Consider the following 15,804-nt stretch of genomic DNA (forward strand, 5'->3'; position numbering starts at 1 on the left):
GGCAGGGGCCTGCGCCTCTCTTACCGTCAGAGGAGTCATGAAAATGAGCAACGACTACAAACGCTTGAACAAGGATGACGCGGTGGTGTTGCTGGTGGATCACCAGACCGGGCTGATCTCGCTGGTACAGGACTTTTCGCCGAACGAATTCAAGAACAACGTGCTGGCCCTGGGCGACCTGGCCAAATTCTTCGGCCTGCCGACCATCCTCACCACCAGCTTCGAGCAGGGCCCTAACGGCCCGCTGGTACCGGAACTGAAAGAGCTGTTCCCGGATGCGCCGTACATCGCCCGTCCGGGGCAGATCAACGCGTGGGACAACGAGGATTTCGTCAAGGCGATCAAGGCCACCGGGCGCAAGCAACTGATCATCGCCGGCGTGGTGACCGACGTCTGCGTAGCCTTCCCGACCCTGTCGGCCATTGCCGAAGGTTACGAGGTGTTCGTGGTGACCGATGCGTCCGGCACCTTCAACGAGACCGTGCAGCAGGCGGCCTGGGCGCGGATGAGCGCGGCGGGTGCGCAACTGATGAACTGGTTCTCGGTGGCGTGCGAACTGCACCGCGACTGGCGCAACGACATCGAAGGCCTGGGTAACCTGCTGTCGCAGCGGATTCCCAACTATCGCAACCTGATGAACAGCTATGCGGCTCTGAAGTAAGCGCTGGTTCGGGTCGCGGCAAGCCCTTGGGCTCGCCGCGATTTTTTTGTGTGGTTTATGGCCTCATCGCTGGCAAGCCAGCTCCCACAGGTCTCGGCCAAATCAATGATCGTGCGTTGCTCCTCGAATACATTGATGGCGAAACGCTATTTCCCATGTCATCCCATCTCCCTACAATCGAATGCTCACTCCAGGGAGAAACGCCTTGATGTTCGATTCACCGCTTAAGTTCGGCCTATCCATTTCCGCCCGCGGGCTGATCGATGACACCTGCCTGGCGATGATTCCTGGCGCGGTCGTCGGTGTCTGGGACGTTCTGCACGAGGATCATGGGCTCACCGGTGGCGAGGAGGTCTACGCACGGCTGGAGCAATGCCTCCAGCCGTTGCAACAGGTACGCTCGAGCATCGCCTTGCTTGAGCGCAAGGTCGCGGCTTATCGCCTGAACCTGGACAAGTACCAGATCGCCCCGGCGCTCACGCTGATCGAATCCCTCTACCACGATTACGACCAGGCGCTGGAAAAGCTCATTCAGGGCATCCGCGAACAGTCCGCCGGCAGCCCGCAGGGCGCGGCCGACCGCTTCGTCAGCCAAGGCCGCCTGAACGGACTGGCCAGCCGCGTCGGCGAGGAACTGGGAGAGAGCCTGCTGACCCTGCAGCGCATGCTCAGTACGTCCTACGCCCAGTACTTCCTCCGGCCGTTCCAGGAGGACCTGAACCAGCGCGACTTCGTTTCGTTCTTCTACATCAGCAAATACTGCTACGCGCGTTTCTTCCTTGCTCAGGTCAAGGCATTCCTGCTGTTGCATCTGGTCCAGGCCGACGCCTGCCAGCAGTTCCGTATCCAGAACGAACTCGACGACTTCGAGGTCTTGCTGGGCCGCCAGGAAAGGGAAATGACGCACTGGCTGCCCGACGAGGTGCTGGCCTTGGTCGAGCAACTGGCACAGGAGCGCGAGGGCATGCGTGGCGCCGTGTCGGTGAGCTGGCGCTCGGGTCTGGGCGACAACGGCCTGCGCTTCGGCAGCGACGGTGGCGTACACCTCTGCGTCGAGGTCCAGGAGTGGCGTCTGGAGCCCATCGGGGCCTTGGTCTTCAACCCGCAGGTCGACCAGCTTTTCCGCATCAAGCACGCGGTGTCCGGGAATATTCTGCAGATCGGCGGCGCGGCCGGTGTGATGGGGGTCACCGACTACAAGGCCGTCAAGGACGGCTGGAAGATCAGTTGGAACGCCGCGCATGAGGTGTTCAATCTGCAGTTCAAAAGTTACACGGGCGACGCCAACAACGACGTTCGGCTGGTCTCCCGCAGCGGGCCGAACCGATCGATGAGCGAGGTGCGCCTGGATGGCAAGCGTGTCGATCATCCCTATGAGACCGAGCAGCAGTTCTTCATCGAACCGTACTATCAGGTGTTCGCCGGACGTGACCGGATGCTGGTGGGCGAGCATCTGGTGCCCAATGGTTTCGTGATGTCGGAAGGCGGAGCCTATACCTTGCTGTACCGTTCCAACGGCTCGGTGATGCTGGTCAGGGGTTCCGATAACAAGACGGTATGGATCGCCGCCGAGCGGCATGGGCGCCCGCCGGCGCGGCTGATGTTGCAGCCGGACGGCAATCTCGTCGCGTATGACGTCGACGGCGCGGCCTATTGGTCTTCGGGCAAGTACTTCAAGGACCAGCAGGCCCTGTACAAGCGTTCGGTGCTGCGGGTGCGCAAGGATGGGCGGGTAGAGATCCGGGTGCCGGGACAGGAGATTTTCTGGATTACGCCGCAATAAAAAAGGGGGCTGCAAGGCAGCCCCTGGGGCATCACTGCAGATGCGTTTTCAGCTCCAGCGCTGCCTGGCGCATCGCCGCCTGCACTTCCGGCACCTTGGCCAGCGGGTTGAGCAGGCCGTAGTCGTGGATCATGCCGTTGTAACGCACCGCCGTGACATCCACCCCGGCCGCATCCAGCTTGCGGGCATAGGCCTCGCCTTCGTCACGCAGCACGTCGAACTCGGCGGTCTGCACCAGCGCCGGCGGCAGGCCCTTGAGCTGTTCGGCACTGGCGCGCAGCGGCGAGGCATGGATGCCGGCGCGCTGGGCCTGGTCGGTGGTGTAGTTGTCCCAGAACCATTTCATCATCCCGGTGGTGAGGAAGTGGCCTTCGGCGAACTGCTTGTACGAAGCCGTCTCGAAGCTGGCGTCGGTCACCGGCCACAGCAGCAACTGGAAGCGCAGTGCCGGAGCCTTCTGTTCCTTGGCCATCAGCGCGACCACCGCGGCCATGTTGCCGCCGACGCTGTTGCCGGCCACCGCCAGGCGGCTGCTGTCGACACCGATTTCCTTGCCATGCTCGGCTACCCAGCGGGTCGCGGCATAGGCCTGGTTGATCGCGGTCGGGTAATGGGCTTCCGGCGACGGCGTGTAGTCGACATACACCGCCACCGCGCCGGAACCGACCACCAGGTCGCGGATCAGGCGCTGGTGGGTAGGGAAGTCACCCAGCACCCAGCCGCCACCGTGGAAGAACATGAACACCGGCAGCTCGCCAGCAACCTTGGCCGGGCGGACGATCTTCAGGGTGACCTTGTCCTGGCCGACGCTGATGGTCTTCTCGCTGACCTCGATCCCGGAGAGGTCCACCTGGACCGAGGCCTGGGCACCGGTCAGTACCGCACGGGCGTCTTTCGGTGCAAGTTGCTCCAGTGGTTTGCCGCCGCCTTTCTCCAGGGCTTCGAGGAAGGCCTGGGTCTGCCGTTCGACGCCCGGGCTGCCGGCGGCGAACGCGTTGCCGATGGAGAGGGCGAGGAGGGTGGCGCCGAGGGTTTTGGTGACCAGTTTCATGTTGGGATTCCTTTTCTTCGCGTTAGGTATGGGCAGCAAGGTTAGATGCCATCAGCGCCGCGGGTTGGGTTTCGGCTGCGCTGTAAGGTGTGCCCAGATTATTGAGATGCGAACAAGTGAAAAAGCCGCTATAAAGCGTTTTACTGTCCACCGGAAAGAGACAATGAACCCCTTCGAAGATATGCGAATCTTTGCCCAGGTCATGGAGTCCGGCAGCTTCACCGCTGCGGCCGACAAGCTGGGCCTGTCCAAGCAGTTCGTCAGCCGGCGCCTGATGGCCCTGGAGGAGCGCCTTGGCGTGCGCCTGCTCAACCGCTCGACCCGGCGCCTCGATCCGACGCCCCTGGGCCAGAGCTACTATGAGTCGTCCCTGCGCCTGCTCAACGAGGTCGAGCAGGTGGAGCAGGGCATCGCCGGGCAGACCAGCGAGCCCCGCGGCACGGTGCGGGTCAGTGCACCGCTGTCTTTCGCCGTGGCGCATCTCGGCTGCCTGCTGCCGGAGTTTCTCCAGCGCTACCCGCAGGTCAGCGTCGAGGTGGACCTGAGCGACCGTTCGGTGGACCTGCTCGGCGAGGGCTACGACCTGGCCCTGCGTATCGGCGTGCTGGAGGACTCGACCCTGATTGCCCGGCGCCTGGCGGCCATCGACCGGGTCTATTGCGCAAGCCCCGAATACCTGGAACGCAAGGGCACGCCGTCACGCCCGGACGATCTGGTCAACCATGAGTGCCTGCCTTATGGACATGGTCGCCAGGTGCAATGGCGTTTCCTGGAACAGGGCAAGTTGCGCATGGTCACCGTGTGCGGGCGCATGCGCGCGAACAACGGCGAGCTGCTGCGCGATGCGGCCGTGAAGGGCATGGGGATTACCTATCTGCCGACCTTCATCGTCGGCGAGGCGTTGGCGACGGGGCAACTGGTGCCGGTACTCGAGGATTTCGTCACCGAGCCGTTGCAGCTCTCGGCGGTCTATCCGCAACACCGGCAAAGCGCGCGTCCGGTACAGGCGCTGATCGAATTCATGCGCGAGCGCCTCAGCGCATGAAGTGCACCTTGCCGCTGTCGTCATTGCCCATGTAGATGCCATAGACCCCGGCCTGGCGTTCCTCGATATAGCGTTCGAGGATCTGCCGGATCGCCGGGTAGTAGATGGCATCCCAGGGAATTTCATCCGGCGCGAAGAAGCGGCAGTCCATGGTTTCCGGGCCCCACTGGCCAGTGATCTCCACGGCCACGGCACGGAAGATGATGTACACCTCACTGATCCTCGGCACGCTGAAGATCGAGTAGGGCGAGACGATGTCGCCGCGCACCCCGGTTTCTTCCCAGACCTCGCGCAGCGCCGCCTGTTCGGTGGTTTCCCCGGCTTCCATGAAGCCTGCCGGCAGGGTCCAGGTACCGGGGCGCGGCGGGATGCCGCGCTGGCACAGCAGGTATTTGCCGTCGCGCTCGATGATGCAGCCGGCGATGATCTTCGGATTGATGTAGTGGATATAGCCGCAAGCGCCGCACATCAGGCGTTCGTGGGTATCGCCGTCCGGTCGTCCCTGTTGCAGCGCGGCGGAGCATTGCGGGCAGAAACGCGGGACGGCAGGCATGATCAGCGGCCTATGCGGGGTTCTTTGAGGGCGATCGGCGTGGTGATCTCGCGGATCTTGCCGGCGTCTTCCTGCTTCGAGCGCAGGTAGTCGAGGGCCACCTTGGCGGCAGCGCGGACGTGATCCACCGAGGCCTGGTGCGCGGCCAGCGGGTCGCCGCTCTTGATCGCCTCGACGATCTTCTCCATTTCCCGGTTGCTCGCGCCGCGGCGGTTTTCCTGGGATACGGAAGTGGCGCGCAGGTAGCTGATGCGCGCCTGCAACTGGCGCAGCTGGGTGGCGGCGACATGGTTGCCGGAACCTTCCAGCAGCACGTCGTAGAAGCCCTGCACCGATTCCAGCACCTGTTGCAGCTCGCCGTTGGTGAGGGCGTTGCGGTTCTCCTCGAGGGCCTTTTCCAGGGCGCGGATGTCCTTGGCCTTGGCGTTGAGGGTGAACAGCTGGACGATCAGGCCTTCGAGCACGCAACGCAGCTCGTAGATATCACGGGCGTCCTCGAGGGTGATGATGGCGACGCGCGGGCCCTTGGCATCGGCGAATTCCACCAGGCCTTCGGATTCCAGGTGGCGCAGGGCTTCGCGCACGGAGGTGCGGCTGACGCCGAGGCGGTCGCACAGGTCGCGTTCGACCAGGCGGTCGCCGGGCAGCAGGTGGAAGTTCATGATCGCGCTGCGCAGCTTGTCGAGCACGATTTCGCGCAGGGTAACGGGATTGCGGTTGACCTTGAAGCTGTCGTCGAGTGGCTGGCGTTTCATTGTCTGCGCTCTGCAATTGGCTGTTGCGCCAGCGACATCGACGCACTCGCCGATCGGGTGCGTCCTGCGGTGGGTCCAGAACAGCCAGTGTTTAACTGGTTGACTCCGAGTCGGCCTCGGCGAAGGCTTCCCGGGCCAGGCGGAAACTGTCCACCGCCGCGGGTACACCGCAATAGATACCGACCTGGAGCAGAATCTCGCGTATTTGTTCACGACTCAGTCCGTTGCGCAAGGCGCCGCGGATGTGCAGCTTGAGCTCGTGGGGCCGGTTCAACGCGGAAATCATTGCCAAGTTTATCATGCTGCGTTCTTTCAGCGACAAACCGTCTCGGCCCCAGACATGGCCCCAGCAGTACTCGGTGACCAGTTCCTGCAGGGGCCTGGTGAAGTCGTCGGCGTTCTGGATGGAACGGTTGACGTACGCCTCGCCCAGTACCTGGGTGCGGATGGCGAGGCCTTTTTCGTACTTCTCGTTGCTCATCTCGGGCTCCTGCATGCTGAAGAAAACGGGGGGGTGCTGAAAGCTTGGGTGTTCTTTCGGGCCTCATCGCTGGCAAGCCAGCTCCCACAGGGACCTTGTGGGAGCTGGCTTGCCAGCGATGAGGCCCGAAAGGTCAACCCAGGTTGGGCAGGGCGCCCAGCTTGCCCTTGTGGTAGATCATCGGCGTCACCGGCTGCTCGGGAAGGATCAGGTTCTTCACTTCGCCGACGATGATCGCGTGGTCACCGCCATCGTATTCGCGCCAGAGTTCGCATTCGATCACCGCCGTGGCGTTGGCCAGCACCGGGTTGCCCAGCGCGCTGAGGCGCCATTCGATGCCTTTGGCCTTGTCCTTGCCCTTGCCGGCAAAGGCGTAGGCTTCGGCGGTCTGGCCGGCGGCCAGCAAGTGAATGGCGAAACGCTTGCTGTCGCGCAGGATCGGGTAGGTGTCGGAGGCGTAGTTGGGGCAGAACAGCACCAGCGCCGGTTCGATCGACAGCGCGCTGAAGGCGCTGGCGGTGATGCCGACGATGCCGCCTTCGGCATCCAGCGTGGTGACGACGGTCACGCCGGACGGAAAGGAGCCCATCACGTCTTTGTAGATGCCGGGTTCGATCATTTCAGTTCACCTCTCAGCGCATCACGAAGGGGTCGGGCATGGGCGCGGTCGAGAGATTGATCCAGACCGTTTTCAGTTCCGTGTAGGCCAGCACCGAGTCGATGCCGCTTTCGCGGCCATAGCCACTGTTCTTGAAACCACCGATCGGCGCCATGGCAGACACCGCGCGGTAGGTATTGACCCAGATGATCCCCGAGCGCACGTCCCGGGCCAGGCGGTGGGCACGGCCCAGGTCGCGGGTCCAGATGCCGGCGGCGAGTCCGAACTGCGAGTCGTTGGCGATCGCCAGGGCCTCTTCCTCGGTCTTGAAGCGGATCACCGCCGCGACCGGACCGAACACCTCTTCCTGCATGATCTTCATCGAATTGCTGTCGCACTCGAACAGGGTCGGCTCATAGAACCAGCCGTCACCCTCGACCTCGGCGCGCTTGCCGCCCATGCGCAGGCGCGCGCCCTCGGCCGTGGCAGCGGCGACCAGGCCCTCGACCACCGCCAGTTGCTGGGCGGTGGCCATCGGGCCCATCTCGCTGCTTTCGTCCTGCGGGTTGCCGATGCGGATGCGCCTGGCGCGTTCGATCAGGCGCTCGACGAACGCGTCGAAGATGTCGTCCTGCACCAGCAGGCGCGAACCGGCCACGCAGCTCTGGCCGGAGGCGGCATAGATGCCGGCCACGGCGCCGTTGATGGCGCTGTCGAGGTCGGCGTCGGCGAAGATGATGTTCGGCGACTTGCCGCCCAGTTCCAGCGACAGCTTGGCGAAGTTCTCGGCACTGCTGCGTACCACGTGGCGCGCCGTGGCGGCGCCGCCGGTGAAGGCGATCTTGCGCACCAGCGGGTGGCGGGTCAGCGCCGCTCCGGTGCTCGGGCCGTAGCCGGTGACCACGTTGACCACACCGGCCGGGAAGCCGGCCTCGAGGGCCAGGCGGGCCAGTTCGAGGATGGTTGCCGAGGCGTGCTCGGACGGCTTGATCACGATGGTGTTGCCGGCGGCCAGTGCCGGGGCCAGCTTGATCGCGGTCAGGTACAGCGGACTGTTCCACGGAATGATCGCGGCGACCACGCCGATCGGTTCATGCACCGTGTAGGCGAACAGGTCCGGCTTGTCGAGGGGCAGGGTGCCGCCTTCGAGCTTGTCGGCAAGGCCCGCGGTGTAATGGAAAAACTCCGGCAGGTAGCCGACCTGGCCGCGGGTTTCGCGGATCAGCTTGCCGTTGTCGCGGCTTTCCAGTTGGGCCAGGCGCTCCTTGTTCTCGGCGATCAGGTCGCCGAGGCGGCGCAGCAGCTTGCCCCGGGCGGTGGCAGTGAGGCCACGCCAGGCCTTGCTGTCGAAAGCCTTTTGCGCGGCCTGCACGGCCAGCTCGACATCGGCTTCGTCGGCGTCGGGCAAGGTTGCCCAGGCTTGCGCGGTGGCCGGGTCGAGGCTGTCGAAGGTCTGGCCGCTTTGGGCATCGAGCCACTGGCCGTCGATGCACATCTGGAAATGGGTGAGAGTCATGCAACGATCCCCTTGGCTGAATCGGAGAGAGTGCGGGCGTGCCCGAGGAAGTCCAGCAGCATCTGGTTGACCAGGCGCGGCGACTCCACCGCCATCATATGCCGCTGCTCGGCCAGAACCACGCTTTGCGCGCCGGGAATGCGCGCAGCCAGTTCCCGGGTCATGCTCGGGGTCGAACCGAGGTCGTGCTCGCCGGTGGCGATCAGGGTCGGCACCTGGATGCTGCCCAGGTCGTCGGCGCGGTACATGTCCTGGGTGGCGAACAGCTCGTAGGTGGTCAGGTAGCCTTGCGGGTCGTTGCTGGCCAGGGTCTGGCGGATGGCTGCGACCTGGGCCGGGTTGGCGGCCTGGTACTCGCGGCTGAACCAGCGCGCCAGGGCCGCTTCGGCATTGGCATCGGGGCCGTGTTCGGCAGCCTGGGCGGCACGGGCGATAACCCCGGCGCTCTGCTCGGGGCTGCGGTTGAACACGCTGTTGAGCACCACCAGCGCCGCCAGGCGTTGCGGGAAGTGCAGGGCGAAGGCGCGGGCGACCAGGCCGCCCATGGAAAAGCCGATTACCGTGGCCTGGGCGATCTGCAGATGATCGAGCAGTTCCGCCAGTTGTTCGGCATACCCCTGCAGGTCGGTACCCGGCTGGGGGCGCGGGCTCTGGCCGTGGCCGAGCATGTCGTAGGCGATGACACGGTAGTCGTTGGCGAGGCCGACGAACTGTCCGCCCCACATTTCTTTGTTCAGGCCCACGCCGTGGATCAGTACCACGGGTTGGCCCTGGCCGGTGGCCAGGTAGCTGGTGCCGGCAGGTGTACGTTCAGCGACAGGCTGAATCATGGTGGGGCGCTCCTTCAGGGTCGGGCGTGGTGCGGCCCACGCGCCGGCCCGGTGGACGGTATTGTTATTGGTTTTTTTCAGCGGCCAGTTCTTCCAGGTCGATGTAGCGGTTGCCGATGCGCGGGTGCAGGCGGCCACCGTCCGATGCGCCGAGGACCACGACGATCTCGTCGGCACGCGGGGCGTCTTCGATCTGCATTTCCAGGGTGATGTAGTGCGAGCGCAGGCCTTCGTCGTCCTTCTGCATCATCGGGATCTGGATCGAGGTACCCGGGCCGCCGCGCTTGTTGGTGAAGCTCAGGTAGCTCTTGGCCTGGACCGCTTCGCGGTAATGGTTGCCGAAGCGCAGGGTGTGGATCACCGCCGACGCGTGCTCGATCTCGCCGTCGGCACCGACCACTGCGGCTTTACCGTAGGCCTCGATCTTGTCGGCACCGCCGATGGCGGCGGTCAGGCGCTCGACCATCAGAGCACCGAGGTCGGAGCAGTTGGCACGGATTTCCGGCTTGAGGTCTTCGACGAAGCCACGCCCGGCCCATGGGTTCTTGATCACCACGGCCAGGCCGACCATGGTCACCGGCTTGTCGGTGGCCTTGCCGCCTTCGATGCGGGTTTCTTCGGAGTAGGTGACGATCTTGCGGATTTCGAAACTCATGGGGCGGGGCTCCTGTGGAGTGTGTTCAGGTCTTGTTGTCTGATGGTATACCATAATATTTGATGTGCAAGAGGGTTGCAGGAAATTTCTGCGGGGGAGGGGATAAGTGGTTAGCGGCAGGCGTTGTTGCTGTGATGTTTTGACTATTGCAATCGCTGGCAAGCCAGCTCCCACAGGGATCGCGTGCACCGCTGAACCTGTGGGAGCTGGCTTGCCAGCGATGAGGCCCGAAAGGGCAAAGAAGATGTCAGTGGACCAGGACTGCCCGGCCCGACGAACGTCTTGACTCAGCGAAACGCCGGTACGACTTCCTTGATGAACAGCTCCAGCGACTTGCGCTTTTCTTCATGCGGCAGGCTGTTGTCGCACCAGAAGCTGAACTCGTCGACGCCCAGTTCCTGGTAGTAGCGGATGCGTTCGATCACCTGCTGTGGGGTACCGATCATCGCGGTCTGGTGCAGGCTTTCCAGTTCGAACTCCGGACGCCCGGCGAACTTGGACTCCGGGCTTGGCGCAAGGAAACCGTTCTCCGGGGTCTGCTTGTTGCCGAACCAGGCGTCGAAGGTGCGGTAGAAGCGGTTGATCGCCTGGGCGCCGATCTTCCAGCCTTGCGGGTCGTCTTCGGCATGCACGTGGGTGTGGCGCAGGACCATCAGTTGCGGGCGTGGCACATCCGGGTTGTTGGCCAGGGCTGCTTCGAACTTGTTCTTCAGGTCGACCACTTCCTCGTCGCCCTTCATCAGCGGGGTGACCATCACGTTGCAGCCGTTCTTCACCGCGAAGTTGTGCGAGTCCGGGTCGCGGGCGGCGATCCACATCGGCGGCATGGGTTTCTGTACCGGCTTGGGCACGGAGGTGGAGGTCGGGAATTTCCAGATGTCGCCGTCATGGGCATAGTCACCCTGCCAAAGCGCACGTACCGCCGGGACCATTTCGCGCAGCGCAGCGCCGCCTTCGGAGGCCGGCATGCCATTGGCCATGCGGTCGAATTCGAACTGGTATGCGCCGCGGGCCAGGCCGACTTCCATCCGGCCGTTACTGATCACGTCGAGCAGGGCGCATTCGCCGGCAACGCGGATCGGGTGCCAGAACGGCGCGATTATGGTGCCGGCGCCGAGGTGGATGGTCTCGGTGCGTGCGGCCAGGTAGGCCAGCAGCGGCATCGGGCTGGGCGAGATGGTGTATTCCATCGCATGGTGTTCGCCGATCCACACGGTGCTGAACCCGCCTTTCTCGGCCATCAGGGTCAGCTCGGTCAGGTCTTCGAACAGTTGCTGGTGGCTCACCTGTTCATCCCAGCGTTCCATGTGCACGAACAACGAAAATTTCATGAGGCGTTTCCTCGGCGCTTGTTATCGGGCGCCCATCGGATCAGGCGGGCGCATTCAGAAGAATAGGGGCTCAGGCGAAGGCTGGCAGGCTGGCCATCTTGCCGCGGCAGTAGACCAGCGGGCTTGGCGCTTCGGCCGGGACGATCAGGTTTTTTACCGCGCCGACCATGATGGCGTGGTCGCCACCTTCATATTCGCGCCACAGTTCGCATTCGATGATCGCCGTGGCGTTGGCCAGCAGGGGGTTGCCCAGTGCGCTCAGGGTCCACTCGATGCCCTGGGCCTTGTCCTTGCCTTTTTTGGCAAAGGTATAGGCTTCGGCCTGTTGTTGGCCGGAGAGCAGATGGATGGCGAAATTCTTGCTGCGAATCAGCACCGGGTAGGAGTCGGAGCTGTAGTTGGGGCAGAACAGCACCAGCGGCGGGTCCATGGACAGCGAACTGAAGGCGCTGGCGGTAAGGCCGACGATCTGGCCGTCGTTGTCCAGGGTGGTGATGACGGTAACGCCGGACGGGAAGGAGCCCAGAACGTTCTTGTAGACGGTTGCGTCGATCATGGCGTGATCCTCGTGATGCAGCGGTGTGCCCGCATTTTTATCGTTGATGTGTCTGATGGTATACCGTAATACCTAATTTGCAAGAGGATTTTTCCGGCCCTGACGAACGCGTTGATTCAGCCAATGCCCAATGAATACGCGGGCTCGCGCCTATGGAGAGGAGAAAGCGAGGCGACCAAAAGCAGATCAGTTGGTCGGCAAAAGGACGAATCAGTGTTGTCAAAAGCTTGGAATACCATAATATGGTCTTCAGCTTCGACGCCGCTTGCAGCGTGCCGCAAGTGGTTTCCTACAAAGATAAAAACGGAACCTTTCGAGCTTTTGCCCATGTCCCAGTCGTCTTCGCAACACCAGTTGATCGAAAACCATACGGTCGATTACGTACCGCCAGCAGAGCGCCATGGGAAGGCGCGTGATCTGTTCACGCTGTGGTTCAGCACCAATATCGCGCCGTTGCCCATCGTCACCGGGGCCATGGTGGTCCAGGTGTTCCACCTCGACCTGCTATGGGGGCTGGTCGCCATCGTCCTTGGCCACCTGCTTGGCGGTATCGTCATCGCCCTGGCTTCGGCGCAAGGGCCGCAGTTGGGGATTCCGCAGATGGTGCAGAGCCGCGGGCAGTTCGGCCGTTATGGCGCGCTGCTGATCGTATTCTTTACCGCGTTGATCTACGTCGGCTTCTTCATCTCCAACATCGTCCTGGCGGGCAAGTCGATCCATGGCATTGCCCCGAGCGTACCGATGCCGGTGTCGATCATCATCGGTGCCCTCAGCGCCACGGCCATCGGCGTAATTGGCTACCGCTTCATCCACACCCTGAACCGCATCGGCACCTGGGTGATGGGTACGGCGCTGCTGGCCGGCTTCATCATGATGTTCGCCCAGGACCTGCCGGCGGATTTCTTCAGCCGCGGCGGCTTCAACCTGTCCGGCTGGATCGCCACGGTGTCCCTGGGCGTGATCTGGCAGATCAGCTTCTCGCCCTATACCTCCGACTACTCGCGTTACCTGCCGCGTGAAGTAGGGATCGGCAGGCCCTTCTGGGCGACTTATTTCGGCGCGACACTGGGCACCATCCTGTGTTTCAGCTTCGGCGCCATTGCCGTGCTGCTGGTGCCTGAAGGTACCGAGGCGATGGATGCGGTGAAACAGGCCACCGGCTGGCTCGGCCCGATCCTGATGGTGCTGTTCCTGCTCAACATCATCAGCCACAACGCACTCAACCTGTATGGTGCGGTACTGTCGATCGTCACCTCGATCCAGACCTTCGCCGCCAACTGGACGCCGAGCATCAAGGTGCGCGTGCTGTTGGCCGGCGTGATCCTGCTGGGCTGCTGCCTGACCGCCCTGGGCGCTACGGCGGACTTCATCGGCCACTTCATCGGCCTGATCCTTGCGCTGCTGCTGGTGCTGGTGCCATGGGCCTCGATCAACATCATCGACTTCTACCTGGTCAAGCGCGGCCACTACGACATCAAATCGATCTTCGCGGCGGATGGCGGGATCTACGGGCGCTTCAACATGCACGCGATCATCGCCTATGCCTGCGGGATCCTGGTGCAACTGCCGTTTGCCAACACGTCGCTGTATGTCGGGCCCTATGCCAACCTGGTCGAGGGGGCTGACCTGTCGTGGCTGGTGGGGTTGGTGGTGACGGTGCCGCTGTATTACTGCCTGGCGACCCGTGGGCGCAAGGAGTCGCTGGTGGCGGCCTGGCGGGCACAGTAATCACTCAAGAACACTGCTGAACCTTGTGGGAGCTGGCCCTGAAGGGAAGGGTATAAACAAAAATGCCGCGGACTATCCGCGGCATTTTTCATTTCCGGAGCCGAATCAAAACTCGGTCGGTTGGATGATTTCGACCCAGTAATCATCCGGATCCTTGATGAACGCCAGATGCTTCATGCGGCCATCGCTCAGGCGTTTCTGGAAGGTCACGCCCAGTTGCTCGAACCGCTCGCAGGCGGCACGGATATCCGGCACGGATACGCAGATGTGACCGAAACCGCGCGGGTCGGTGTTGCCGTTGTGGTAGGCGAAGTCCGCGTCGTTCTCGGTACCGTGGTTATGAGTCAGTTCGAGAATGCCGGGGATCGATTTCATCCACTCGGTGCGCTTGGCCGCGTCGGCCGGGATCTGCGCCTTGTCGACCAGGGCCAGGAAGTACAGGCTGAACTCGGCTTCCGGGAAGTCGCGCTTCTCCACCAGGCTGAAACCCAGCACGCGGGTATAGAAGTCCAGGGATTTGGCGACGTCCTTGACCCGCAGCATGGTGTGGTTGAAGACGAAATTGTGGGTGGCGGCATCGGGTTGCGCGGTGACGCCGGGGAGGTTGTCGAGATCTTGCAGGCTCATGGGCACTCCGCATCAGAAGGCCGGCGCCCGGGGCGCCAGCGGAAAGACAGATGGCCATGATACGGAACTGAATCCATTGCGCAAACAACAACGCCCCGTGGTGGCGGCCACGGGGCGTCGGAATTAGAAGCCCGCCGGAGCGGGCGCATGGGGCGCTAATCCTTTAGCAGCCTTCATCCTGATCCTGTGCTTGTGAAAAATATGTGAAGCAAAACTCATTTGCGCAACCAGCCGTCGACTTCGCTCGCCCCGTACTGTTCTTTCCAGGCCTTCAGGCCGCGGTGGTTGCCACCCTTGGTCTCGATCAGTTCACCGGTATGCGGGTTTTCATACACCTTCACCACTCGCGCGCGGCGGGTCTTTACAGGGCGGGCAACGGACTTGCCGGCCGCTGCCGGGTCGAGCAGGGCAATGATATCGCGTAGACCCTTGTCGTAGTTTTTCATCAAGGTGAGAAGTTTCTGTTCGAATTCGATCTCGCGTTTCAGGCCGGCGTCCTTTTTCATGGCCTCCAACTGTGCAAGCTGTTCCTGGAGGGCTTTTTCGGCAGCGCGAAACTCTGCAAGTCTAGACACGGAAACACTCCTTTTTCAAAGGCGGGCGGGCTATGGATGTGCAATAGATAGCGGCCCGCGGGGCTGGCTGCAATAACAGCATGTTGACAGTGTAGCCAATGAGGTATGGACTAACAGTACACTTTTACATTCTTGGTTTTGGAACTTTGAAAGTTGAATATGTTCCGTTCGCCATGGTGTTTAACCATTAACTTGCAGTGCGACTTCCGGCCCGGGGAGCCCGTCCATGAAAGTGCTGTTGTTGATCGGCATCGGCCCGGGCAATCCGCGGCAAATCACCCTTGAGGCCGTCGATGCGCTAAAGCGCGCCGACGTGTTCTTCGTCCTCGACAAGCACCAGGCCAATGACGATCGCTTGCGCCTGCGCAAGGCGCTGCTGGCGCAATGGGTAAGCCAACCCTGCCGCGTGGTTGAGGTGGACGACCCGCAACGCGATGGCGAGGCGAGCGATTACCTCGGCGCCGTACACGACTGGCACCGACAGCGTGCCGCCCTCTATGGCCGGCTGATCGCCGAGGAACTGGGCGAGGGCGAGTGCGGGGCATTCCTGCTCTGGGGCGAGCCCGGGCTTTACGACAGCACCCTGCGCGTTCTCGAATTGATCGGCGAGCAGTCCTTCAGCATCGAAGTGATCCCCGGTATCAGCAGCGTGCAGGCACTGGCTGCGCGTCATCGCATACCGCTCAACCGGGTTGGCGAGCCGCTGCAGATCCTTCCCGGGCGGCGTCTGGCGCAGGTGCCGCGCATCGACAACCTGGTGGTGATGCTCGACGGCCAATGTGCCTTTGCCGTAATCGATGATCCCGAACTGCATATTTACTGGGGCGCGTATGTCGGTACGGCCGATGAAATCCTGATCAGCGGGCGGCTGTCCGAGGTCAAGGCGCAGATCCTCGCGGCCCGTGAGCAGGCGCGGGCGCGCAAGGGCTGGATCATGGACACCTATCTGTTGCGGCGACGCCCTTGAGGCGCCGCGGTCCGGGAGCTTCCGGCGCGAAGAAAACATTGATAGCATCCGGCCACTTTTCTGTAGCCGTTCTGTGACGCGTTTCTCGTTCC

General features: G+C 62.8%; 17 protein-coding genes. 5 read left to right on the forward strand and 12 right to left on the reverse strand.

The features are described from left to right. Positions 1–43: 43 nt before the first annotated feature. Together ycaC and N7650_RS24505 are read left to right on the forward strand one after the other, a co-directional pair. Positions 44–661 carry an isochorismate family cysteine hydrolase YcaC gene (gene ycaC / locus N7650_RS24500; protein ID WP_009407885.1) on the forward strand — a complete coding sequence of 206 codons (618 nt, stop codon included), beginning with the start codon at positions 44–46 and terminating at the stop codon, positions 659–661. Positions 662–869: 208 nt separating this feature from the next. Beyond that, the gene (locus N7650_RS24505; RefSeq protein ID WP_279900417.1) at positions 870–2,444 is read left to right on the forward strand and encodes a hypothetical protein; all 1,575 of its coding nucleotides are present in this window, start codon (positions 870–872) and stop codon (positions 2,442–2,444) included. 31 nt (positions 2,445–2,475) lie between these two features. On the opposite strand, the gene N7650_RS24510 is transcribed toward N7650_RS24505, so the two are convergent. Beyond that, positions 2,476–3,495 carry an alpha/beta hydrolase gene (locus tag N7650_RS24510; RefSeq protein ID WP_064304101.1) on the reverse strand — a complete coding sequence of 340 codons (1,020 nt, stop codon included), beginning with the start codon at positions 3,493–3,495 and terminating at the stop codon, positions 2,476–2,478. Between the two features lie 163 nt (positions 3,496–3,658). Here N7650_RS24510 and N7650_RS24515 point away from each other — a divergent pair, with 163 nt between their 5' ends. Continuing rightward, positions 3,659–4,540, forward strand: coding sequence for a LysR family transcriptional regulator (locus N7650_RS24515; RefSeq protein WP_009407879.1), 882 nt, complete (start codon positions 3,659–3,661; stop codon positions 4,538–4,540). Here N7650_RS24515 and N7650_RS24520 read toward each other — a convergent pair. The 9 genes from N7650_RS24520 to N7650_RS24560 all read right to left on the reverse strand — a co-directional run bounded on the left by N7650_RS24520 (position 4,530) and on the right by N7650_RS24560 (position 11,815). Then, a complete protein-coding gene (locus N7650_RS24520) occupies positions 4,530–5,093 on the reverse strand; it encodes an NUDIX hydrolase (RefSeq protein WP_009407877.1) in 564 nt (187 codons plus the stop codon). The genes N7650_RS24515 and N7650_RS24520 overlap by 11 nt on opposite strands. A 2-nt stretch (positions 5,094–5,095) precedes the next feature. Continuing rightward, positions 5,096–5,848 (reverse strand): GntR family transcriptional regulator, encoded by a 753-nt coding sequence (locus N7650_RS24525; RefSeq protein WP_009407874.1) that lies wholly within the window; start codon positions 5,846–5,848, stop codon positions 5,096–5,098. A gap of 91 nt (positions 5,849–5,939) precedes the next feature. Then, positions 5,940–6,329, reverse strand: a complete 390-nt coding sequence (locus N7650_RS24530; protein WP_064304103.1) for a carboxymuconolactone decarboxylase family protein — start codon at positions 6,327–6,329, stop codon at positions 5,940–5,942. 133 nt (positions 6,330–6,462) lie between these two features. Further along, the gene (locus N7650_RS24535) at positions 6,463–6,948 is read right to left on the reverse strand and encodes a flavin reductase family protein (RefSeq protein ID WP_009407870.1); all 486 of its coding nucleotides are present in this window, start codon (positions 6,946–6,948) and stop codon (positions 6,463–6,465) included. Between the two features lie 13 nt (positions 6,949–6,961). Further along, on the reverse strand, positions 6,962–8,443 hold the full coding sequence (locus N7650_RS24540) for an aldehyde dehydrogenase (RefSeq protein WP_279900420.1): 1,482 nt from the start codon (positions 8,441–8,443) through the stop codon (positions 6,962–6,964). Then, positions 8,440–9,273 (reverse strand): alpha/beta fold hydrolase, encoded by an 834-nt coding sequence (locus N7650_RS24545; protein ID WP_064304106.1) that lies wholly within the window; start codon positions 9,271–9,273, stop codon positions 8,440–8,442. The genes N7650_RS24540 and N7650_RS24545 overlap by 4 nt, the downstream gene beginning before the upstream one ends. 64 nt (positions 9,274–9,337) lie before the next feature. Next, a complete protein-coding gene (locus tag N7650_RS24550; RefSeq protein WP_064304107.1) occupies positions 9,338–9,928 on the reverse strand; it encodes an amino acid synthesis family protein in 591 nt (196 codons plus the stop codon). A gap of 287 nt (positions 9,929–10,215) precedes the next feature. Next, positions 10,216–11,259, reverse strand: a complete 1,044-nt coding sequence (locus tag N7650_RS24555) for an LLM class flavin-dependent oxidoreductase (protein WP_279900422.1) — start codon at positions 11,257–11,259, stop codon at positions 10,216–10,218. A gap of 70 nt (positions 11,260–11,329) precedes the next feature. Further along, a complete protein-coding gene (locus tag N7650_RS24560) occupies positions 11,330–11,815 on the reverse strand; it encodes a flavin reductase family protein (RefSeq protein ID WP_279900424.1) in 486 nt (161 codons plus the stop codon). Between the two features lie 327 nt (positions 11,816–12,142). On the opposite strand from N7650_RS24560, the gene N7650_RS24565 reads away from it, so the two are divergent. After that, positions 12,143–13,543: a cytosine permease gene (locus N7650_RS24565; RefSeq protein WP_009402671.1), complete on the forward strand. Its 1,401-nt coding sequence runs from the start codon at positions 12,143–12,145 to the stop codon at positions 13,541–13,543. A 105-nt stretch (positions 13,544–13,648) separates the two neighbouring features. Here N7650_RS24565 and gloA read toward each other — a convergent pair whose 3' ends face one another. Both gloA and N7650_RS24575 read right to left on the reverse strand, forming a co-directional pair. Continuing rightward, entirely contained in the window at positions 13,649–14,170 is a 522-nt protein-coding gene (gene gloA / locus N7650_RS24570; protein ID WP_009402669.1) for a lactoylglutathione lyase, read from the reverse strand. 215 nt (positions 14,171–14,385) lie between these two features. Continuing rightward, positions 14,386–14,745, reverse strand: a complete 360-nt coding sequence (locus N7650_RS24575) for a histone-like nucleoid-structuring protein, MvaT/MvaU family (protein ID WP_009402667.1) — start codon at positions 14,743–14,745, stop codon at positions 14,386–14,388. Positions 14,746–14,971: 226 nt separating this feature from the next. Here N7650_RS24575 and cobF point away from each other — a divergent pair, with 226 nt between their 5' ends. Continuing rightward, entirely contained in the window at positions 14,972–15,712 is a 741-nt protein-coding gene (gene cobF, locus N7650_RS24580; RefSeq protein WP_279900425.1) for a precorrin-6A synthase (deacetylating), read from the forward strand. Positions 15,713–15,804: the final 92 nt, after the last annotated feature.

The sequence above is a fragment of the Pseudomonas sp. GD04058 genome (assembly GCF_029836855.1).
GTDB lineage: Bacteria > Pseudomonadota > Gammaproteobacteria > Pseudomonadales > Pseudomonadaceae > Aquipseudomonas > Aquipseudomonas bharatica.